This is a genomic window from Sediminibacillus terrae (assembly GCF_009602435.1).
Classification (GTDB): Bacteria; Bacillota; Bacilli; order Bacillales; family Amphibacillaceae; genus Sediminibacillus; species Sediminibacillus terrae.
The window spans coordinates 603,354-623,446 of the sequence record NZ_VZDQ01000011.1 but is presented as its reverse complement, the minus strand read 5'-3'; the positions used below and the strand labels follow the sequence as shown (position 1 = coordinate 623,446).

Below are 20,093 nucleotides of genomic sequence, written 5' to 3'. Positions count from 1 at the left end.
CCCTCTCTTTTTCCTTTGGTGTCAGCAACTTTAGGGTAACAAAGAGAGAGGGAATGAGTTGCACACTGCAGGAACACCCATCACAACAGGGGACACCACCACATTCAGTATAGAGCCAGAAGGCACCAATCGCTTTCTTGCTTGCTTTTTGCTAATCAAAAAAACCGAACGAATTGTGGACTCGTTCGGTTTTATGTTGGTCACGATGCTTTTGTTCCAGGCTCGTGTAATTAAATTAAAATATCATAACCGTCTTTGGCATTTTCGATGATGCACTTGCGTGGCGCTTTGACTACATGACTGGCATACAAAAAGTCTGTAAAAGAAAGGGCGATGTTAACAGACAAGAAAAGCAGGAAATAAACATAATAACTAATGAATACATAGCTTGAAACCAGTCCGGCGGCGGTTACCAACAATGCAGGCGCCAATAAAATGAACAATGATGTCGTTTTGGACATTTTCGATCTTGTCCGGAAAGAAAAAGTCGGAAACAGTCCCAGTTTCATCTTCCAGTTAATTTTCACTCGTTTATTTGTCAGTATTAATGGTAAAATATGTGTAAGTTTATGAATGGTCGGCAAAAAAATCAGCCCGACAATCAAAGGGATTATCCCATGGTCCTTTACTGTTCCTGCTTCATGGATCATGGAAAAAATTAAATAAAAGAAAATGAATGCCATCATACCTGTAAGCATGGATAGTATATATATACGATTGATACCGAATTCTTTGTATAAATTGATAGTTTTCCAGCAATTCATTTTTTATCCCCCTTTACTCGGCTGTCACATGGTTGTATGGGGCGGCATCACGGCCTTGCCCTCAACGAATGATAGTATGTTTCCGGGGAAAAATCAATAGCTTTTTATGAAAAAAAATATTAATTTATAGTCAGAATTTTCGTTGGTATCTCAAGCCCCGACAGGACGGGGTTTTACACGGATCCGTGCCGGGTAAAACATCCTGTCCGCGCAGCTGTTTTTTGATTTCTGTTTAAGGCTGGATAATATATAATTACGATATGAGGCTGGAGGGGAAAACGTATGGGCATCGATAGAAATGAAACAATCAACTTTCATCTTCACTTACTGTTGAAAATCAAAGAAATTGATCAGTATCCTTTTACAAAGTTAGTCATAGAAAAAGAACTGACCCAGGAAGAGTATCGCGATCTTATCCTATGGACGGATTACCTACATAAAGAATTCCTGGCGCAGACCGAAGAAGGATTCCTGGACGTAACTCCACTGCTGATAAAGTTCGTGGGAATGCTCCATTATAAACTGGAGCCTCGCCAAACGATAGAGGCATTAAAAAAGGAAGGTTATTACCCTTCCTTGATGGATGCGTTCTTGAAGCTTCCGGTCTTTAGTTGTACCTAATGGTTAAGCTTTTGGTCAATAGATGTGGAAGCTGTGGGCCTTATTCTTAAAAAAGCCTTTTCCAGCAGCTCGTGAAACGCTATCATATCTTTCAGGCGGTCATTCAATACGTCGATTTCTTCCGATTCAGCCTTGATTGACAACCTTCCTGTATTTTGAACGAGTAGTGTTTCGATTTCTTCCAGTGATTGTTTTTGCCTGTTTGCGGCATCTACCCATTTATGAATGAAGGCAGACATGAACTTCCTGTATAAGTTTTCATCTGCGCGGTAAAAATCTTTTCTTTCCCCTTTTTTCCACACACGTTCTACTAAATTCAATTCTAAAAGGGTACGTATTCCGGTGCTCATAGAGGTTTTGCTTTTCCCCAACGCTTCACTCATTTCATCCAGGGTCATAGGAACTCCTTCTAAATAGAGTAAGGCAAATAGCCGTGCCTCTGAAGGGGTAAGGCCGAACATTTCTACTGTTTTGGCAAATTCCGTGGTGATTAATTCGTTGAGATCTTCTAGATTGTAATCCGACATAGGATCCTCCCTCAAAGCTTTTTACAGGTGTCCTGACAAGCATCCACATCCCGGGTCCCTGTATATTCTCAGCACTGCCTGCCAAAAAATTAAATTGCATGATGCATCATAGGTTACACTATTAGCGTATTTTTTAAAATCATGTCATCGGACAGATATATGGAGCAATTCCAAGGAATTCAAAGGAAAAACCGGCAAAAGTTTGTTCAGTTTAAACTGTATGAAAAATATATACAAAATTAGTGGTTTGTTACGTTTGAATTTTATACCCGAATAGGGATATAGTATTAAGAGTGATTGATTTGGTGTTCGGATTTTTCCTTTTCTAGTAGTAGGAAAGTAATGGATGAAACAGATAAACCAAATTCAACGTAGAGTGCGGTAAAAAGCGCACGTCGACAAAACAACAGGCTAAGAGAGGTGAATGACATGCCGGTAATTGAAGTTCAAGGTTTATCCAAAGTATTCGGCAAAAATAATAAACAGGCGCTGAAGCTGTTGGATCAAGGAAAACCAAAAGATGAGATATTGAAAGAGACTGGCAATACAGTTGGTGTAAACCGGGCATCCTTTGAGGTCGAAGCAGGTGAAATTTTCGTTATCATGGGTTTGTCTGGTAGTGGTAAGTCAACGCTGGTGCGTCTTATCAATCGACTGATTGAACCGACTGAAGGAAGCGTCTATATTGATGGGGAAGATTTGGCGAAAATGGATAAAAAGAATCTTCGCCGAGTCCGCAGGGAAAAATTGAGCATGGTATTCCAGAAATTCGCATTGTTCCCGCACCGCACGATTTTGGAAAATGCCGAATACGGCTTGGAAATTCAAGGTGTGGATAAAGAGGAAAGAAGCAAAAGAGCGAAGGAATCATTGGAAATGGTCGGATTGGGCGGTTATATCAACCAGCTTCCGGCTCAGCTTTCCGGAGGCATGCAGCAGCGTGTCGGCTTGGCACGGGCATTGGCAAACGATCCGGAAGTCCTGCTTATGGATGAAGCTTTCTCCGCGTTAGATCCACTGATCAGAAAAGAGATGCAGGATGAGTTGTTAGATTTGCAGGAGACGATGAAAAAGACCATCTTATTCATCACTCATGACTTGGATGAGGCGCTGCGGATCGGAGACAGGATCGCTTTGATGAAGGATGGATCGATTGTTCAAATCGGTACACCGGAAGAAATCCTGGTCAATCCTGCCAATGACTATGTAGAAAAGTTTGTGGAGGACGTAGACCGCTCGAAAGTATTGACCGCACAGCACATCATGAAGCGTCCGGAAACAATCAATATCGAGAAGCACGGCCCGCGTGTTGCACTAGAACGAATGAGGGAAGAAGGACTCTCCAGCATTTATGTAACGGACAGAAAGCGAAATATCAAAGGATATGTCACAGCGGATGACGCTTCCGATGCAAGAAAACGTGAAATCACTGATCTTACTGAAATATTGAGGACGGATGTACCGCAAGTGGGACCGGAAACTTCCATGCACGATATCTTTGAGATCATTCACGATTCACCGGTGCCTGTCGCTGTGGTGGAAGAAGGCAAGCTGATGGGCATTATCGTTAGAGGAGCAGTCATATCCGCTCTGGCCGGGGAAACAGAGGTGATCAGTGAAGATGCTTAATTTCATGGAAAATGTTACACAAATACCAATAGCTGATTGGGTATCGACGTTTACCGATATTCTGACAGACACTTTTGCATTTTTGTTCGATCCGATCAAAAATGATTTCGGTGCTTTCATGGAGTGGCTTGCCGAGCTTTTAGCTTCCATTCCACCAGTCATCGTCATTTTATTAGTAGTGATCCTGGCGTTTTTCGCCAGTGGCAAGCGGTTCGGTTTGGCGGCCTTTTCTTTGATCGGTTTGCTGCTGATTTGGAACCAGGGACTTTGGGAAGAATTAATGTTCACCTTTACGCTTGTGTTGGTGGCAAGTCTACTGTCAATTATAATCGGCGTCCCGTTCGGCATTTTGATGTCCAAGAGTAAAACAGCGGAAGCTATTATTACGCCGATACTTGACTTTATGCAGACGATGCCGGCATTTGTTTATTTGATTCCGGCGGTAGCCTTCTTCAGTATCGGGATGGTACCAGGTATCTTTGCTTCTTTGATATTCGCCACACCGCCAACTGTTCGATTCACCAACCTTGGAATCAGACAGGTTTCCAGTGAATTGGTGGAAGCATCAGAGGCGTTCGGCAGCACTGGTTCCCAGAAATTATTCAAAGTGGAACTGCCGATGGCGAAGAAGACAATCATGGCCGGCATCAACCAAACGGTCATGCTGGCGTTGTCCATGGTGGTTATCGCTTCGATGATCGGAGCGCCGGGACTTGGCCGTGAAGTGCTGTCATCCTTGCAACGTGCTCAAGTTGGAACAGGATTCGTTGCAGGTCTGGGAATTGTTATCCTGGCTATTATCATCGACCGATTCACTCAAAGCTTGAATTCCCAAAAAGGGGATGCGTAAAACCTATAGTTGGCCACTTTTCTACGGAAAAGTTAACCATAATAAATATAAAGTTAAAGGGGAGTATGATTAGTTATGTTTAAACTTAACTTAAAACGTCTCGGCCTTGCAGCCGGACTATCTTTCACTCTAGTAGCTGCCGGCTGTGGATCTGACGACGGTTCTGATTCAGATAACGCAGGCAGCGACAATGGCGGCGGTGAGACAAACTATAGTGAAGAAGTGGATTACACCATCACTGGCATCGAGCCAGGTGCCGGTGTCGTACAAGCCGCTGAAGATGCTACAGAAACTTACGACAGCCTTGCCGGCTGGGAAGTGGAAACTTCTTCAAGTGGCGCAATGGCAACTGCATTGGGAGAAGCAATCGACAATGAAGAGCCAATTGTTGTTACAGGCTGGACTCCACACTGGATGTTCGCAAAGTATGATCTTAAATATCTAGAAGATCCTGAAGGTTCTTTTGGAGAAGCAGAAGAAATCAAAACCATGGTTCGCCAAGGTTTGAAAGATGACATGCCAAATGCATACAAAATCCTTGACCAATTCAATTGGGAATCTTCCGATATGGAAGAAGTAATGCTGGAAATCAGCAATGGTACTTCTCCGGAAGATGCTGCTGCTGCTTGGGTGGAAGACAACTCTGATAAAGTTGCTGAATGGACTGATGGCACAGAAGAAGTAGATGGTACAGAAATCGAACTTGCTTACGTGGAGTGGGATTCTGAAGTAGCTTCTACCAATGTCATGAAGAAAGTCCTTGAGGACCAAGGATTCAAAGTGACTATTACCCCGCTAGACAATGCTGTAATGTGGCAAGCGGTAGCAAACGGTGATGCAGACGGAATGGTAGCTGCTTGGATGCCGGCTACACATGCTGCTCAATTTGAAGAATATGGTGACCAAGTAGAAGATCTTGGAGCAAACCTTGAAGGTGCAAAAATCGGCTTGGTTGTTCCAAAATACATGGAAGGCGTAGATTCTATTGAAGATCTACAGCCTGCTGAATAAGTAGTTAAAACAAAAGCATAGTGTTCAGAATAAAAACCGAACGATTCTTCGTTCGGTTTTTGTCCTTTTCTAATGAATTGCGCTCCGCTCCGGCAAGGTACTTCGCTTTCCGCGGGCATGCTTCAGCTAACTTGGCAAAGAATACCACTTTGCCAAGTGGATTTTCAGCTCGCGCTCATCCTGCAGGAGTCTGCGCACCTTGCCTCCATTGGATGAAGGTGGTTTCTCTTCTGGCGTGATTTCCGTTTTTCTATTGCTGTTTCGGGTAGAAAGCCAAACCGCATGGAAATAAGTGCAGAGACGGTTCTCATGAAAAATTGCAGTGTTTCCCGGTTGCCTGGTTAAAATGTTCGATACTCACTTTTCTATCAAAAAAACTGCCCCAAAGTCTCGTCTAGGACAATTGGGGCAGTCTTTTTTATGCTTGATTCGACTTTTGCTTTTGCGTTTTCTCTTCCAGTTCTTTTAAACTGTCTTCGATTTGTGCTAAATACGTCTGGATGTTTTTCTGATGTGGTTCAATCGTATTCTTCCAGGATTCGATCGACGATTTCATATCAGCCGACAAGTCCTTGATCATTGTTGCTCCTTCTTTGGAAGTCTGCGTAATTTGTTCCTTCAGTTGGAAACCTTCCTGTTTCAGTTTTTTAAATGTGTCCATTAAGTCATCTCTCCGCGCATTTACTTGGCCGCGGATTTCTTTTCCTGAAGACGGTGTGCTAAGCAAGGCAGCTGCGGCGCTTACCGCTCCGCCAATTACAAAGCCTAATAAAATCGATTTGCTGTCAGCCATGACATACTACACCCCTTTCCCTATTATTATACTTATTTTCTCGAAAAATTCCGAGCTGAAACTACTATTTTCAAGCTTCGACTTGCCTATAGATAATTTCCGATCGTTCCGGCGATTTGCTGAAGATCATCCTGTGAATAGGAATTGGCATTTGTCTTCCAAATGGCATCAAACCCGTCACCTTTTCCGTATCGGGGAATCAGGTGGATATGCAAATGGAAAACCGATTGTCCTGCAGGCTCTTCATTGTTGTTCAGCAAGTTAAGACCGACCGGCTGGAAAGCTTCTTTAATGGCAGTCGCTACTTTCGGGACTTTTTTGAACAATTCCTGGGCGACCTCCGGCGGTGTTTCATAAATGTTTTTCGCATGTTTCTTGGGAATGATCAGCGTATGGCCTTTCGTTACCTGGCTTAAATCAAGAAAAGCATAAACATGCTCATCTTCATACACTTTTGCAGAAGGTATTTCTCCTGCCGCTATTTTGCAGAAAATACAATCCTCCGTATGGCTCATCCAATCGCTCCTTCTATGTAATAAACTCTTTCAACCATTGTATAAAGGAAAGATGGCCTGTGTAAAGCAACTATACCTGTAAAAAAAGCAAACGGACCGTCCGCAGCAGGAAAAGTCATCCGGTTGGACTTACCTGCTTTGGAACGGCCCGCTGCCGAAGAAGAAGGATATTCTAAGCATCTGTAGAATAACTTGTAATCAAGATGAATCAAAGGTGATTCAGTCAATTACTCATGAAAACCTTTCGTCAACACCCCATTTGACTGAAGTAGTCGCTTTCCTGTAAGGAAAAGGTTTAATAAGTTTTCTTTAGATGGTCGATCACCAACACCTCATTCCGAGTAGTGGAGATGTAATCCTTTCTTCTTCCTCTACAGTTTGTGTCAGTTGTAGCAATCGTATTCACTGTTTTTTTGGTAAAACCCGTCATTAAATGATAAAATTTTATTGATTGAATGAATTTCATAAATCTAAGCCCTTGCGGCCCAAGGTTTCCAGAACATAAAAAAGGAGTACCTCCCCAAATCTCGAAATAGTTAAGTAGCGACAAAACATTTCAGATTGGAGGAGAACTCCCTATGTCTATTATACGACACGGAAGCAGGTTCGTTATCGTACTGGAAAACGTGCCAAGGTTCACTTTGACCTGGTGACGCTTGTTTTTCATGCATCAAAATTAGCTGCAGATCGTATTATTGCGCAGTTAAGAAAATGTCAATTTGCATAAGTTATTTTTAAAAGTGGTTTTTCTTATAGATCTACCTTTTGATTAAAAATAGGAACAACAAGATAATCATTGAGTAGCCTGAATACCCGTAGGCTCCTGCGGGTATTGGAAGATCGGCAAGACCCCACAGGGCTCTGCCCGAGGAGGCTTGCCACTCCCCCCTCGGAAAGCGGAGGGTATTCGGGCTACGGGCTAATGACAAAACGCTATAAGGCTGCATTTTTAAAAACATGTTTATAAATTCTGGACAACTCTGTAATTTTAAAAAGAGCAATGAAATTGATTCGATTAAAAATGCACGAAAAGAAATGATGTTGAGAGAAAGCGGGGGAAGTACTTGGAACCTTTATTGCATATTGAAAAGTTATCTGGTGGGTATACACATAAAAATGTTCTGCACGACGTTTCCTTTGATGTTTTCCCACAGGAAATCATCGGTTTGATCGGTTTGAACGGGGCTGGAAAGAGCACGACAATCAAGCACGTTATCGGATTGATGCAACCGAAGCAGGGGAGAGTCGCCATTGAAGGGAAAACCTTTCAAGAAGCCCCTGAAGCTTATCGCAGCAAGTTCACCTATATACCGGAAATGCCCGTCCTTTATGAGGAATTGACGTTGGAGGAACATCTGCGCTTAACGGCAATGGCTTACGGGGTGGATGAGAAAACCTTTCAAAAGCGTTTGCCGCCACTTTTAAAAGAGTTCCGGCTTGAAAAGAAGATGAAGTGGTTCCCTGTTCATTTTTCGAAAGGGATGCGGCAAAAGGTCATGATCATGTGCTCTTTTTTGGTTGATCCTCCGCTGTATGTCGTCGACGAGCCTTTTGTCGGTCTTGATCCTTTGGGAATACAATCCTACCTGCAGTTGATGAATGATGTGAAGGCAAGAGGAGGCGGTGTGCTGATGTCCACCCATATCCTGGCCACCGCGGAACGTTACTGTGACCGCTTTGTTATCCTGCATGATGGAAAAATACGTGCACAAGGTACCTTGGAGGAGCTGCGGAACCAATTCGGCATGGAACAAGCAGCACTTGATGATTTGTATGTTGAACTGACAAAGGAAGATGGCCATGTTTGATGCCAACCAGTTTTTTAAAGACAGGTTTTCTTCTCATATGAAGGAGATCAGTCGTTATTTAAGGTACATATTCACTGGCCACCTGGTGATTGCCATGTTGTTTTTCATTTCGGCTATGGCCTACTATTATCAGCGCTGGCTTGCCGATATACCTGATAATTTCCCGGCAGCCCTGGTGATCGGCATTGTTTTTGGTATCATTGCTGCTTACAGTCCTGTCCGGACATTGTTAAAGGAAGCGGACCTTGTTTTCTTGCTTCCGGCTGAGACAAAAATGGGACCGTACTTTCGGAATGCGTTTATTTACAGCTTTGTCATACAGCTTTATCTGCTGGCACTCGCCGCTGCTGCATTGGCTCCCTTATACCATGCGGTCTATGCAGATAGTGAGGGACCGGCCTACTCCCTGATTTTGCTTTTGTTTGTTCTATTTAAAATCTGGAATTTGACTGCTTCGTGGTGGATATTGAGAGTGCGCGATGCCAACATCCGGCTGCTGGATTTCTTCGCCAGAATCCTGCTGAATGCAGCTGTTTTTTATTTATTTGTCAGTGGAGAAAATCTGCTGGCGGGGATTGTGACATTGTTGCTTGCCGGCGTCTTTGTATATGATTACTTTTTGGCACGGAAAAATAGCGGTCTGGCTTGGGATCTCCTGGTGGAGAAGGATAATGCCAGAATGCGATCTTTCTACCGTCTTGCCAACATGTTCACTGATGTACCACATCTGAAAAACCAAGTAAAAAAACGGCACTGGCTGGTATCGTTGCTGGTAAGGCGTATCCCTCTCCAGCAGGACCGGACATTTTCCTATCTTTATCGTATCACTACTGTAAGAAGCATTGACTATCTTGGCATGTATTTACGCTTGTTTGTTATTGGCGCGCTTGCAGCATTTTTTGTGCCGAATGTGTGGATGAAAGTCATCTTTTGCCTGCTGTTTCTTTATTTGAGCGGATTTCAGCTGACGAGTTTGTGGCAGCACCATCGTACGGTGGTTTGGCTTGATTTGTATCCCGTGAAAAAGGAATGGCGGAGCGCTGCGTTGCTTCGATGGATGTTGCAGTTGATGCTTGCCCAGACATTTCTGTTTGGCGTGTTGTTTGTATTTATGCAGTTGTTCACGGGATTGTTGATTGTATGGGCTGCCGGAACGGCTTTCAGTTATTGGTTTGTCAACGGCTATGTTAAAAAGCAACTTGCATAAGGAGCGCATGTCCATGACTGAAATCGGAAAATATGAAAAACAAGCATTGTTAGAAGCGCGCCGGTTCGTTCATTTGGCAGGTAAAAAATCCTCGCTGATCCAACGGAGTTCTAAGCAGCTTCAAAATAAAATCAACCAAAAAATCCCTGATCAGGCCCATCAGCTTGTGACGGAAAGTATTCGATCTATGATAGAACTGTCTCTCACTTCCTCCAAATTTATTTTGCCGGTCGAAACTATCGGACTTGTTACATTGGAAGACAAGGAAATTGCCATCAAGCACCGGCTCAAACAGTATAAGCGGACAGCGATGCTGGAAGGAGCCGGCACGGGTGCTGGCGGAATATTGCTCGGCCTGGCTGACTTTCCGATGTTGCTCAGTATCAAGATGAAGTTTTTGTTTGATGTCGGCCAACTTTATGGGTTTGAGGTTAAAAAACATGAGGAAAGGGTGTTCTTGCTGCATGTGTTTTTACTTGCTTTTTCGAGTGATCGGAAAAGGGAGGAAGTGTTGCATATGCTTGTGAACTGGAAGAATGAAAAGGAATGGAGCCGCCAAGTGGATTGGCGTACATTGCAGCAGGAGTATCGGGATACCATCGATTTGGCAAAGCTTCTGCAATTGGTTCCCGGCTTCGGCGCTCTGGTCGGAGCCTTTGCGAATGGGAGGTTTCTGGATAAATTAGGGGAGACGGCCATCAATATGTACCGTCTCCGTTTGTTAACCTGATTCATTTTTCCTGATAGGCTTTGAAGGTTTGTGCCAATGCTTTTGCTGCGAGTGGCAGGGCCCGTTCATCAATATCGAACATAGGATGATGATGTGGGTAATAATGGCCTTCCTTCTGCGCCCCTGTAAAAAAGAAAGCACCAGGCTTATCTAAAATGTAATAAGAAAAGTCTTCGCCGACCATCCCCGGCACCACTTCCCGAGAACGTTCCACACCTGGCACCTGCTCAGCAGCTTTCAGAACAAGTGATGCTTCTTCCGGATGATTGATGACAGGCGGATAGCCCTTTTCATAATTAAATTCATATCCGGCGTCATAACCGACACAAACGCCTTTGATGACTTTCTCCATCTCGTCGATAATCAGGTTCTGAATTTCCGGGTCGAATGTCCGCACAGTTCCAGTGATTTTCGCTGTATCGGCAATAATGTTGAATGTGCTCCCGGATTGAAAGGTGCCTATTGTCAAAACCGCCGTGCCGAGTGGGTCGATTCTGCGACTGACGATATTTTGCAATGTAGTGACAAGCTGTGAACCAATCACGATTGCATCCTTTGTCTGGTGGGGCTGTGCACCGTGGCCGCCTTTTCCTTTTATATTGATTTCAAAACGGTCGGCCCCTGCCATAAACTCTTTCAAGGATGTTTCGACTGTACCAAGTGGAGTATTGGACCATAGATGGGTACCGAATACTGCCTCTACATCATCGAGGATTCCCGATTCCATTATTGATTTCGCACCGCCGGGAGCCAGTTCCTCTGCATGCTGATGGACAAATACGACAGTGCCTGGGAGCTCCTCCTTGAATTCTTGGAGAACTTTGGCGAGGACGAGCAACGTCGCTGTATGGCCATCATGGCCGCAAGCATGCATGACACCATCCACTTTCGATTTATAAGGAACATCTTTCTCATCTTGGATCGGGAGGGCATCAAAATCTGCGCGCAGAGCGACCTTCTTCCCCGGCTTTCCTCCTTCCAGGGTGGCAACGATGCCATTGCCGCCGACTTTCGTCTGATAAGGAATTCCCAGCTTTTCATATGTATCGGCAATATACTGGGACGTTTTTTCTTCCTGGAAAGACAACTCTGGATATTGGTGCAGATACCGGCGGATATCGACCATTTCCTGATAGTTTTCATCTAACCGAGTCATGACTTCATTCCACAAAACTATTCCCCCTTTACCTTTCCAACCAGTATACCACAGCAGTGGTGGATGAAAAGTGAAAACACTAGCTGACGATTCCTGAAACAACTGCTGGAGATGGAATGTCTGGCAAACGGCGGTACAACATGGATCCACTAGCAAAAAACCGAACGGGATTCAAATGGTTCAAGTTCGAATCATCGTTCGGTTCAGCTTTTTATATTACTTTCTCATTCGTTTTTTGCCGTATGGTAATGGTGGCTTTTCATCCATCTTCAGATGTACGTATGTTGGTCAAGCCAGTCTAGAGTCAGAAAGAAGACGATCGATTTCTTCCTTGTGGCCGGTTTCGTCTGCAATCATATCCTCTAACTTCACGACTAACTCTGTATAGCCTAGGGCCTCGGCTTGCTTCTTGCGTTGTTCATAACGCTCGATTGTTTCCTGTTCAGCCTTACGTGCTTCTTCCAACATTGCTTTCACTTCTGTCAACTGTTTAACTTCAGCAGGTTTCGTTGTCGGGGTACCGCCCAGTATCGCTATTTTATCCGACAAATACAACGCATGGCCGATCTCGTCGTTGATTTCATCCTCGAAGAAAGGTTTTAATGCGGAGCGATAGAGTCCGGAAACGACAGCCGCGTTGTACGTGTACATAATCGTGGCTGCATATTCGTTTGCGAGATCTTCATTCAATCCATCGATCAATTCTTGTAATTGGGCATTGTCTGCCATTAAAATCATCCTTTCTCAACGTAATTCATTTTGGCATAAATACAATTCCCTGGTAGTTTTTTTATAAACATTACGGGAATTTATAAACAGACTGAAAATAACAATAGTAGTAGAAAGTCTAAAAGGAGCAGAGTATGAAAAAACGAACCTATTTTTTTCTATCTTTTTTACTGTTGGCAATAGTGTCCAGTGTTTTTATTACCCTGGAAGTGGTAGTTAGAGAAGAACCAATACTGGATCGGTGGACAGCACCGGCCGTCGAAGGGCTTGACCAGACCTTTTTGTTCTTTGTATTCCGCTGGTTGACAGAATTGGGTTCTGGCACGTTTCTCACCCCTTTTACAATAGCTGCAGCACTGTTTCTGATTCTATACACACGTGATTGGCTAGCTGCACTTATGCTGGCTTCGGGAACTTTGCTCGGTTATCGGGTGAACCATTGGATCAAGCTGGCTGTCGAGAGAGAAAGACCGCGGTTATTTTCGGAGGCAGAAGGGGTGGGGTACAGTTTTCCTTCCGGGCATGCCATGGTTTCCCTGATTGCATACGGCCTGCTTATCTATTTTCTGTTGAGATATGTTAAGTCACAGAAGGCAGCGCTGTTCCTCAATATTATCGGCATTTGCCTCATTTTGTTGATCGGTTTGAGCCGTTATGTGATCCGTGTCCACTATTTAACCGATGTGCTCGGAGGTTATGCTTTTGGATTCATTTTTGTTTCCGTATGGATCGGTTTTTATTCCTTTTTGCGACATCTAATCAAACCGAAATATCGCCGTCTCCGACTCTAGACGGAGACAATCCCCTTCCACCGGTCGTTCAAGCCTGGTGGGCTTTTTTTTATAATAATCCTAAGAAGAAGTGAAACGGCCATCCTTCCGTTTTCAAGAAAAAGGATCATACATTGGTATATTCGTTTCTATACAAGCAGGGATTTGGCCGTCCGGACCCGAATATTGAATGGATGAGGGGAGAATCACAAATGAAAAACAGCCAAATAGTGCGCAGCATTGCAGCCATAGCCATTATTTGTTTCGGAGCTGCGCTGGTATTAGCAAACATCGGCATCATCTCTTGGGATTTAGCGGAGGCTTGGTTATATATTTATCCTGCTTTTTTTGTGGTACTTGGATTAAAATGGACCTGGGATGGCATCAGGTATAAAAACGGCATCACCTTTGGTTCATTTTTGATTGTGTTCGGAGGATTATTGCTGCTTGACCGGTTTGGGCTTATTCCGTTTTCCTTCATGGATGTATATAAATTATGGCCTCTGCTTCTTGTTTACTTGGGCTTCAGCATTTTTGGAAGCTCGACAAAGAGGAAGCGCAAGCGAAAATTCCAATTCATTTTTGACACCGATGATCAAAGAGCGAATAAAAAAATACCCAAAAAACAGCGTCTGGCTGTAGGGGAGCATAATTTCAGCGAACCAAATTGGCGGGTGGAACCGATGGATTTGTGGAATGCCGTCGGGGATTATCATATTGATTTTACAAAAGCATTCATTCCCGATGAAGAAATTCCGATAAGCATTCAAGGATGGGCAGGGGATATCCGGGTGCTGATGCCGGAAAATGTCGAAATGTCGATCCAGGCACATGTAAAGGCAGGGGAAATCAATGTCTTTGGCATGAATGCAGAAGGCATGAACCGGGAAATTTTTTATGAAACACCAAATTACGATCAGGCTACTCGAAAGCTTGATATTTTCTTAAGTATAAAGGCCGGATCAATCCGGGTGGACAGGGTTTAGGGGGGACGGAATATGTTGAAACGCTTGAATACGGTCCGCTATACCTATATCCGTTCGCTGTTATATGGGTTGTTTTTGACAACAATCACTCTGCTTGCCATTCTCTTATCGGTATTCGTCCTGTTTCAGCCGGAGTGGCTCGATGTGACCAGCATTTTTATCACGATTTTGTTGTACATATGTTTTGGTGTGTTCATCTCTATTTATGTTGGCTTTAAATCAAGCAGTGACATGAAAGATCGGATGGATTATTTGTCGGTTTTGATCACACAGTTATCCCGTGGCAACTATACTTCCCGTGTTTATTTCAGTGAAGAAGATGAGATTGCGCGAATAGGCGATGAATTGAACGAACTGGGAGAAAAGTTGCAGAATCAAGTGAAATCACTGCAAAGGATGGCCGACGAACGAGCAGAGTATGCAAAGTCTGCTCATAAGGCAGCTACCATAGAAGAACGCCAGCGTCTCGCCCGTGATTTGCATGATGCGGTCAGTCAGCAGTTGTTTGCCCTCACGATGATGTCTCAGGCATCTCTACGTCTGTTCGACCGAGACCCTGCACAGGCCAGAGAGCAATTGGAAGAAATTTCGGATACTGCGTTGAAAGCCCAAACGGAGATGCGGGCATTGCTCCTTCACTTACGTCCGGTTGATTTGTCAGGTCAGCCATTGAAAAAAGGGGTGCAGGAGCTCGTGGCAGAACTGCGGCAGAAATGCCAAATCAACTTTCAACTTAAAGTAGAGGAAATCGAAGCACTGTCGGCGACCGCTGAAGAACACTTGTTCAGGATTGTACAAGAGTCGTTGTCGAATACATTACGGCATGCGGACGCGACGGAAGTCACGCTTCAGATTGTGGAAAGGCACAACGAGTTATTTTTACATATAGCTGATAATGGAAGTGGATTTGACGTCAATACCGATGAACGCAAAAAAACTTCTTATGGCTTAAAAACAATGAAAGAACGCTGTGAGGAGATTGGAGGAACTTTCTCTATCCGCTCTCAAGTCGGGGCAGGTACACATATTGATATCAGAATACCATTATAATGACACCAGAGGGGAAAGGAAGCGGGAGGATGATCAAAGTAGTTGTGGTAGATGACCACGAAATAGTCAGAAAAGGCGTGATTGCCTATTTGAAAACAGAGCCGGGCCTGGAAATAGTCGGAGAAGCTTCCAGCGGCGTACAGGGGGCAGCGGTCGTAAAAGAGACGAAGCCGGATGTAGTTCTTATGGATCTCATCATGGAAAATGGAACCGGAATTGAAGCAACCAGGGACATCATGGGTTTTAACCCGAATTGTAAAGTAATCATCCTGACTAGTTATTATGATGATGAACAAGTTTTTCCTGCCCTGGAGGCGGGGGCTTACAGTTACATGCTGAAAACGTCCAGCGCGGATGAGATTGCGGCTGCTATCAAAAAGGCGGCAGAAGGGGAACCGGTGATTGAACCGAAAGTGGCGAGTAAGATGATGACCAGCTTCCGACCGTCAGCAATCAAGCCGCATGAGCAATTGACCGAACGGGAACTGGAAGTCCTCATGTGCATCGGTGATGGCTTGACCAATCAGGAAATCGGCGAAAAACTGTATATCGGGATTAAGACCGTAAAAACGCACGTAAGCAATATTCTGAGCAAGCTTGAAGTCCATGATCGGACCCAGGCGGCTGTCTACGCACATAAGAATGGACTGTTCCGTAAGTAAGGAAGGCAGGAGATGGCTTGTAGGAGGGAAAATCTTACATGCCATTCCTTTTTTAAAGAATAAATCAGCTCTCAAAAAAGGTGCCTCGAATTTTGTTCGGGATATTTTCCCTTTGTTTTTGCTCCCTTCGCTAGTATAATGTTTTTGAATGCGTTTGGAGAGAGGGGTATTTCATGGCAGATAATCAACAAACAAAAGAAAACATTCTGTTGATCATATGGGGACAAGCCGTAGCAGCAATGCTCGGAAGTTTGTTTTTTTCAGAATTCATGGGATACGAGCCCTGTGAGTTATGTTGGTATCAACGAATCCTTATGTATCCGCTCGTCATCATTTACGGATATGCAGCTATAAAAAAAGACATCCGTTTTGGGCTGCCTGGATTAATCATGAGCGGAATAGGCATTTGTGTTTCGACCTATCATTATTTGATCCAAAAGCTTCCTGCTCTTCACGAAGCGGGGGAATCTTGCGGATTGGTTCCTTGTAACGGCCAGTATGTCAATTACTTTGGCTTCATCACCATACCGTTTTTAGCCTTGATAGCTTTCATTGTCATTTTTGTTTTCCATATTATTTTGCTTTTGCAACAAAGGAGAGGGAACGAGTGAATAAAAAAATGTGGATTATCCTTGGGGTAATCGTTGTGTTGATCGGCGCTTTGATATTCGTCGTCAGTTATCAAAATAGCCAGAAAATGGCTGACAATCCTTATGGAAAAGAAAATCTGCGCCAATCTACCATCGATCAGTTGGATGATGAACTATATCAAAATCAGATTTTACCGGATGAATTGGAAGAAAAACTCGATAATAAAGAAGATGTCACCGTCTATTTTTACAGTCCAGAGTGTATTCATTGTCAAAAAACGACCCCTGTGATTGTACCAATGACCGAAGAATACGGAATCGATTTGAAAAAATTGAACATCCTGGAATTTCAAGAGCCGTGGAAAACCTATCATATAGAAGGAACCCCCACTCTGATTCACTTTGAAAACGGAGAGGAAGTCGCGCGAATCAGCGGCGAACAATCCAAGCCAACGTGGGAAAACTTTTTCCAGGAAAATGTGCTGGATGGAGAAGAACAATAAGGAAGGCAAGCGAGACTTGGACAAAAGTGTCGTGACCATTTAAAAACCGGACGATTAAACATTCGTCCGGTTTTTACTTTGGCGACCATGCTTTTGTCCAGTACTGCATTTTTGCCTTAAAGAAAGACTGCTTTTGCCATTTTTATAGCAAATATTTAAGTCGGTTCGATCATATTGGCTTCTGTTGTATAGGATGGGCCTGCATGGTAAGGAGGCCGCTTTTTAGACTTGGAGGATGAATGAGCTGCAGCAAACGCGTCGGAATCCTTCCAATTTTGATAGCTTTCTCTCGAATTCCATTGAACCATCACCACATATTTGTTTCCCTGCAGGGGCCGCAAGACACGAAGTGCCTGAAAGCCGGGGATATCGTTCATGGAACCGGCCCGCCTTTTAAACTGGTCTTCGAAAATCGGTTTTCCCTCGTAGGTGACGGGAATATTGTTCATAACCACAAAACCGCTTTGTTGAAGCTCGCCATCCGCCACAAAGCTTTCATAATCCCGCGCCTGTTCAAAAACAGAAGATTTTTTTCCTTCATAGTAAGCTAGTGTGGAATCACCTGCCTGCATCAAATAAATCGGAATATCAGGATGGTCTGATTGAATTTTCACGAGAAAATTATAAGTCCCGTTCGTTATATGCGCTTTCATTTTCGCTCGCCTGCCTTTTGGTAAATGGTTGGTATGCATTGAATATACCCTATCATAGTGAAGGGTATTCTTCCTGTTTAATTCAAGCTTAGCAAGCAGATCAAGTCCATGCAAGCATCTTTGCGGATACAGATGGATTAAAAAGTTTGGCCACAGATCGAGGCGTCTAACGGGCAACTTTCTGTTTATCGGGTGTGTGATCTATCGTATAATGAAAAGAATGGCTTTACCTTAGCAGTAGAAAGATTGAGTAAAGGTGGAAATTATGAACATAGATATTTACTTGAAGTGGATCATCCGCTTGAAATGGCCGCTGATGATTGGTGGTGCTATTTTTTTACTCGGTTTGGCCGGGTACCTGACTATTCTGTTCGGTGGCAGATTTGTAGTGGATGAGCAGGATTTGATATTGCCTGCAGCTACAGTAGTGGAAACAAAAGATGGGGAGAGAATCGGAGAGATCTATGATGAATACCGTCGTCCGGTGACGATTAAACAGATCCCCGACCATGTGGAAGACGCTTTTGTGGCGATCGAAGACAATCGTTTTTACGAGCATGCCGGAGTCGATTTCAAATCGGTGACAAGGGCTGTTTTCCGGGATATTGTCTCTATGGAAAAAGCGGAGGGCGGCAGTACTATAACCCAGCAGCTGGCGAAAAACTTATTTTTGCATAATGATAAGACATGGATGCGAAAAACGAAAGAAGTTATGGCTGCGATTTATCTGGAGAGGAACTTCAGCAAAAATAAAATTCTGGAATATTATTTGAATGAAATATATTTTGCCCATGGAATATACGGTGTCGGAGCGGCAGCTGAATTTTACTTCAGTAAACCGGTTGACGAACTGACCATCACAGAAGGGGCGTTGCTTGCGGCAATGTCGAAAGCACCTAATACCTATTCACCGCTGATAGATGAAGACAAAGCAAAAGAGCGGCGTGATCTGGTATTACAGCAAATGAACCGGCTTGATATGCTGAAGACGCAAGAAACGCTGCAGCTACAAGGGAAAACGCTGGGAGTCGATCAGCAGGAAGAGGAAGATAACCCATGGGATGCTTCCTATATGGATTTGGCAATAAAAGAAGCAGCGGAAAAATATCAGCTTACACTTCCGGAACTGAAGCGGGGCGGTTACCGGCTTGTCGTCAATGTCGACGAGACAGCCCAACGGACTGCCTATGAACATTTTCAGCAAGATGAGTATTTTCAAGGATCGGCATCAGGGGTGGAAGGGTCCTTTGTGTTGATCAATCACGAGACGGGCGAAATAGCTGCTGCAGTCGGTGGTCGTGATTATCAAATCGGCAACGTAAACCGCGTTACAACCCCCAGACAGCCCGGTTCTACCATGAAACCACTTGCTGTGTATGGCCCTGCAATGATGTTGGAAGAATATACGCCTTATTCTCTGCTCACCGATGAAGAGCGGAGTTATGGGGATTATACTGCCCGAAATTACGACGGCAGCTACGGAGGAAAGGTGACGATGTATGAAGCACTGCAGGAATCGAAAAACGCGCCGGCAGTGTGGTTATTGAATGAAATAGGAATTTCCTATGCAAAAGAATATTTAGAGAAGATGGACATTTCGCTTCCTGATGATGGATTGGCCATTGCACTCGGAGGTCTTGAGAAAGGGATGTCCCCGTTACAGCTTGCCCAGGCTTACGGAACCTTTCCGAATGGCGGAAAAATGGAGGACGCTATGGCCATCAACAGCATTTATGATCGGGATGGAGAACTGCTGGAAAGTCAGACCAAAAAGCCTGAGCAGGTGTTTTCGGCTCAGACTGCGTGGAATATGGTTCGCATGCTGGAAGCAGTGGTCGATAAAGGAACAGGAAAAGCCGGCAACTATTCTGGGGCTTTGGCTGGAAAAACCGGCTCCACCCAACATCCATACGCAGAAGGGAAAATCAAGGACGCCTGGTTCGCCGGCTTCACACCGGAATATACCAGCGCCCTTTGGATTGGCTATGACCAAGTGGATGATTCGCGTTACCTGACGGCGGGGAGCGATGTACCCACCAAATTGACAAAAGCGATTTTAAACGATCTAGGAAAGCAAGAGAACTTGGCCGATGTGTTTGAACAGCCGGAAAATGTCAAAGATGTAGAAGAACCAGTCGAGTTGCCCGAAATCACAGATTTGTCCGCCGGTTATAGTTTTGGCGGCTTGTCGTTGGTGCGCGGGAAATTGACATGGACAGCTTCCACGGATGATCGGGTTCAATACGAAGTCTATCGCGTCAAAAATGGGAACGAACAAAAAATCGGTGAAGTGGAAGGAAAGGGAACCTATCAAATCAACCATATCGGGTTATTTGATCAAGCTTCTTATTATGTAGTACCTGTCGACCCGCTGACAGGCCAGAGAGGAAAAGCATCGAATCAAGCCGTGATATCTCTTGACTTCTGATAATGGGGATTAGGGTGTTAACTAGTTGAAAATCGCGAGCGAATGCCGATGAGGTTTTATATGAGCAGGCATTTAACACAGTGGAAATACACGGCCCGTTACACGGAGACG

At 44.2% G+C, this 20,093-nt stretch carries 21 protein-coding genes; 14 read left to right on the top strand and 7 right to left on the bottom strand.

What is annotated here, in order from left to right; translation table 11 throughout:
• Window positions 1-230: 230 nt before the first annotated feature.
• The gene (locus tag F6X55_RS05705; protein ID WP_026771778.1) at window positions 231-764 is read right to left on the bottom strand and encodes a DUF3267 domain-containing protein; all 534 of its coding nucleotides are present in this window, start codon (window positions 762-764) and stop codon (window positions 231-233) included.
• A 282-nt stretch (window positions 765-1,046) separates the two neighbouring features.
• Between F6X55_RS05705 and F6X55_RS05700 the strand changes: the two genes are divergently transcribed.
• The gene (locus F6X55_RS05700; protein WP_153462327.1) at window positions 1,047-1,385 is read left to right on the top strand and encodes a DUF1878 family protein; all 339 of its coding nucleotides are present in this window, start codon (window positions 1,047-1,049) and stop codon (window positions 1,383-1,385) included.
• Here the strand turns inward: F6X55_RS05700 and F6X55_RS05695 are convergent.
• Complete coding sequence (locus F6X55_RS05695; RefSeq protein WP_051382097.1) at window positions 1,382-1,912, bottom strand: GbsR/MarR family transcriptional regulator; 531 nt, start codon at window positions 1,910-1,912, stop codon at window positions 1,382-1,384. The two genes, F6X55_RS05700 and F6X55_RS05695, sit on opposite strands and share 4 nt — an antisense overlap.
• Window positions 1,913-2,341: 429 nt before the next feature.
• Here F6X55_RS05695 and F6X55_RS05690 point away from each other — a divergent pair, with 429 nt between their 5' ends.
• The 3 genes from F6X55_RS05690 (at window position 2,342) to F6X55_RS05680 (ending at window position 5,402) form a co-directional block, all read left to right on the top strand.
• Window positions 2,342-3,541 carry a quaternary amine ABC transporter ATP-binding protein gene (locus F6X55_RS05690; RefSeq protein WP_026569123.1) on the top strand — a complete coding sequence of 400 codons (1,200 nt, stop codon included), beginning with the start codon at window positions 2,342-2,344 and terminating at the stop codon, window positions 3,539-3,541.
• The gene (locus F6X55_RS05685) at window positions 3,534-4,391 is read left to right on the top strand and encodes an ABC transporter permease (RefSeq protein WP_026569124.1); all 858 of its coding nucleotides are present in this window, start codon (window positions 3,534-3,536) and stop codon (window positions 4,389-4,391) included. Before F6X55_RS05690 ends, F6X55_RS05685 begins: the two co-directional genes overlap by 8 nt.
• A gap of 75 nt (window positions 4,392-4,466) precedes the next feature.
• On the top strand, window positions 4,467-5,402 hold the full coding sequence (locus tag F6X55_RS05680) for a glycine betaine ABC transporter substrate-binding protein (RefSeq protein ID WP_026771777.1): 936 nt from the start codon (window positions 4,467-4,469) through the stop codon (window positions 5,400-5,402).
• Window positions 5,403-5,820: 418 nt separating this feature from the next.
• Here F6X55_RS05680 and F6X55_RS05675 read toward each other — a convergent pair whose 3' ends face one another.
• Complete coding sequence (locus F6X55_RS05675; protein WP_026569127.1) at window positions 5,821-6,195, bottom strand: YtxH domain-containing protein; 375 nt, start codon at window positions 6,193-6,195, stop codon at window positions 5,821-5,823.
• An 86-nt stretch (window positions 6,196-6,281) separates the two neighbouring features.
• Entirely contained in the window at window positions 6,282-6,710 is a 429-nt protein-coding gene (locus tag F6X55_RS05670; protein WP_026569128.1) for an HIT family protein, read from the bottom strand.
• A 1,064-nt stretch (window positions 6,711-7,774) separates the two neighbouring features.
• Here F6X55_RS05670 and F6X55_RS05665 point away from each other — a divergent pair.
• From F6X55_RS05665 to F6X55_RS05655, 3 genes are read left to right on the top strand one after another with little or no spacing between them, the layout of a single operon-like run.
• The gene (locus F6X55_RS05665) at window positions 7,775-8,518 is read left to right on the top strand and encodes an ABC transporter ATP-binding protein (RefSeq protein ID WP_026569130.1); all 744 of its coding nucleotides are present in this window, start codon (window positions 7,775-7,777) and stop codon (window positions 8,516-8,518) included.
• Window positions 8,511-9,725: an ABC transporter permease gene (locus tag F6X55_RS05660; RefSeq protein ID WP_153462325.1), complete on the top strand. Its 1,215-nt coding sequence runs from the start codon at window positions 8,511-8,513 to the stop codon at window positions 9,723-9,725. The genes F6X55_RS05665 and F6X55_RS05660 overlap by 8 nt, the downstream gene beginning before the upstream one ends.
• A gap of 13 nt (window positions 9,726-9,738) precedes the next feature.
• Complete coding sequence (locus F6X55_RS05655) at window positions 9,739-10,455, top strand: EcsC family protein (protein WP_153462323.1); 717 nt, start codon at window positions 9,739-9,741, stop codon at window positions 10,453-10,455.
• 1 nt (window position 10,456) lies between these two features.
• Here the strand turns inward: F6X55_RS05655 and F6X55_RS05650 are convergent, their stop codons facing one another.
• Both F6X55_RS05650 and F6X55_RS05645 read right to left on the bottom strand, forming a co-directional pair.
• A complete protein-coding gene (locus tag F6X55_RS05650; protein ID WP_026569133.1) occupies window positions 10,457-11,626 on the bottom strand; it encodes a M20 family metallopeptidase in 1,170 nt (389 codons plus the stop codon).
• Window positions 11,627-11,899: 273 nt separating this feature from the next.
• Complete coding sequence (locus F6X55_RS05645) at window positions 11,900-12,340, bottom strand: ferritin-like domain-containing protein (protein WP_035426474.1); 441 nt, start codon at window positions 12,338-12,340, stop codon at window positions 11,900-11,902.
• 134 nt (window positions 12,341-12,474) lie between these two features.
• Between F6X55_RS05645 and F6X55_RS05640 the strand changes: the two genes are divergently transcribed.
• The 6 genes from F6X55_RS05640 (at window position 12,475) to F6X55_RS05615 (ending at window position 16,901) form a co-directional block, all read left to right on the top strand.
• Window positions 12,475-13,131: a phosphatase PAP2 family protein gene (locus F6X55_RS05640; protein ID WP_051382096.1), complete on the top strand. Its 657-nt coding sequence runs from the start codon at window positions 12,475-12,477 to the stop codon at window positions 13,129-13,131.
• Between the two features lie 191 nt (window positions 13,132-13,322).
• Window positions 13,323-14,096, top strand: coding sequence for a cell wall-active antibiotics response protein LiaF (gene liaF / locus F6X55_RS05635; protein WP_026569135.1), 774 nt, complete (start codon window positions 13,323-13,325; stop codon window positions 14,094-14,096).
• Between the two features lie 12 nt (window positions 14,097-14,108).
• Window positions 14,109-15,146 carry a sensor histidine kinase gene (locus tag F6X55_RS05630; RefSeq protein WP_026569136.1) on the top strand — a complete coding sequence of 346 codons (1,038 nt, stop codon included), beginning with the start codon at window positions 14,109-14,111 and terminating at the stop codon, window positions 15,144-15,146.
• A 29-nt stretch (window positions 15,147-15,175) separates the two neighbouring features.
• A complete protein-coding gene (locus F6X55_RS05625) occupies window positions 15,176-15,808 on the top strand; it encodes a response regulator transcription factor (RefSeq protein ID WP_026569137.1) in 633 nt (210 codons plus the stop codon).
• 173 nt (window positions 15,809-15,981) lie between these two features.
• Entirely contained in the window at window positions 15,982-16,419 is a 438-nt protein-coding gene (locus tag F6X55_RS05620) for a disulfide oxidoreductase (RefSeq protein WP_026569138.1), read from the top strand.
• On the top strand, window positions 16,416-16,901 hold the full coding sequence (locus tag F6X55_RS05615; RefSeq protein WP_026569139.1) for a thioredoxin family protein: 486 nt from the start codon (window positions 16,416-16,418) through the stop codon (window positions 16,899-16,901). Before F6X55_RS05620 ends, F6X55_RS05615 begins: the two co-directional genes overlap by 4 nt.
• 155 nt (window positions 16,902-17,056) lie before the next feature.
• On the opposite strand, the gene F6X55_RS05610 is transcribed toward F6X55_RS05615, so the two are convergent.
• Window positions 17,057-17,554: an antibiotic biosynthesis monooxygenase family protein gene (locus F6X55_RS05610; protein WP_026771773.1), complete on the bottom strand. Its 498-nt coding sequence runs from the start codon at window positions 17,552-17,554 to the stop codon at window positions 17,057-17,059.
• A gap of 265 nt (window positions 17,555-17,819) precedes the next feature.
• Here F6X55_RS05610 and F6X55_RS05605 point away from each other — a divergent pair, with 265 nt between their 5' ends.
• Window positions 17,820-19,982, top strand: coding sequence for a transglycosylase domain-containing protein (locus tag F6X55_RS05605; RefSeq protein WP_237648604.1), 2,163 nt, complete (start codon window positions 17,820-17,822; stop codon window positions 19,980-19,982).
• The last annotated feature ends 111 nt before the right edge of the window (window positions 19,983-20,093 follow it).

Bases quoted from the DNA above. Each gene is read 5' to 3' on its own strand.
- F6X55_RS05640 (WP_051382096.1), top strand. From the start codon at position 12,475: ATGAAAAAACGAACCTATTTTTTTCTATCTTTTTTACTGTTGGCAATA.
- F6X55_RS05690 (WP_026569123.1), top strand. From the start codon at position 2,342: ATGCCGGTAATTGAAGTTCAAGGTTTATCCAAAGTATTCGGCAAAAAT.
- F6X55_RS05660 (WP_153462325.1), top strand. From the start codon at position 8,511: ATGTTTGATGCCAACCAGTTTTTTAAAGACAGGTTTTCTTCTCATATG.
- F6X55_RS05625 (WP_026569137.1), top strand. From the start codon at position 15,176: ATGATCAAAGTAGTTGTGGTAGATGACCACGAAATAGTCAGAAAAGGC.
- F6X55_RS05670 (WP_026569128.1), bottom strand. From the start codon at position 6,710: ATGAGCCATACGGAGGATTGTATTTTCTGCAAAATAGCGGCAGGAGAA.
- liaF (WP_026569135.1), top strand. From the start codon at position 13,323: ATGAAAAACAGCCAAATAGTGCGCAGCATTGCAGCCATAGCCATTATT.
- F6X55_RS05645 (WP_035426474.1), bottom strand. From the start codon at position 12,340: ATGGCAGACAATGCCCAATTACAAGAATTGATCGATGGATTGAATGAA.
- F6X55_RS05685 (WP_026569124.1), top strand. From the start codon at position 3,534: ATGCTTAATTTCATGGAAAATGTTACACAAATACCAATAGCTGATTGG.
- F6X55_RS05610 (WP_026771773.1), bottom strand. From the start codon at position 17,554: ATGAAAGCGCATATAACGAACGGGACTTATAATTTTCTCGTGAAAATT.
- F6X55_RS05695 (WP_051382097.1), bottom strand. From the start codon at position 1,912: ATGTCGGATTACAATCTAGAAGATCTCAACGAATTAATCACCACGGAA.
- F6X55_RS05680 (WP_026771777.1), top strand. From the start codon at position 4,467: ATGTTTAAACTTAACTTAAAACGTCTCGGCCTTGCAGCCGGACTATCT.
- F6X55_RS05630 (WP_026569136.1), top strand. From the start codon at position 14,109: ATGTTGAAACGCTTGAATACGGTCCGCTATACCTATATCCGTTCGCTG.
- F6X55_RS05605 (WP_237648604.1), top strand. From the start codon at position 17,820: ATGAACATAGATATTTACTTGAAGTGGATCATCCGCTTGAAATGGCCG.
- F6X55_RS05620 (WP_026569138.1), top strand. From the start codon at position 15,982: ATGGCAGATAATCAACAAACAAAAGAAAACATTCTGTTGATCATATGG.
- F6X55_RS05675 (WP_026569127.1), bottom strand. From the start codon at position 6,195: ATGGCTGACAGCAAATCGATTTTATTAGGCTTTGTAATTGGCGGAGCG.
- F6X55_RS05655 (WP_153462323.1), top strand. From the start codon at position 9,739: ATGACTGAAATCGGAAAATATGAAAAACAAGCATTGTTAGAAGCGCGC.
- F6X55_RS05705 (WP_026771778.1), bottom strand. From the start codon at position 764: ATGAATTGCTGGAAAACTATCAATTTATACAAAGAATTCGGTATCAAT.
- F6X55_RS05700 (WP_153462327.1), top strand. From the start codon at position 1,047: ATGGGCATCGATAGAAATGAAACAATCAACTTTCATCTTCACTTACTG.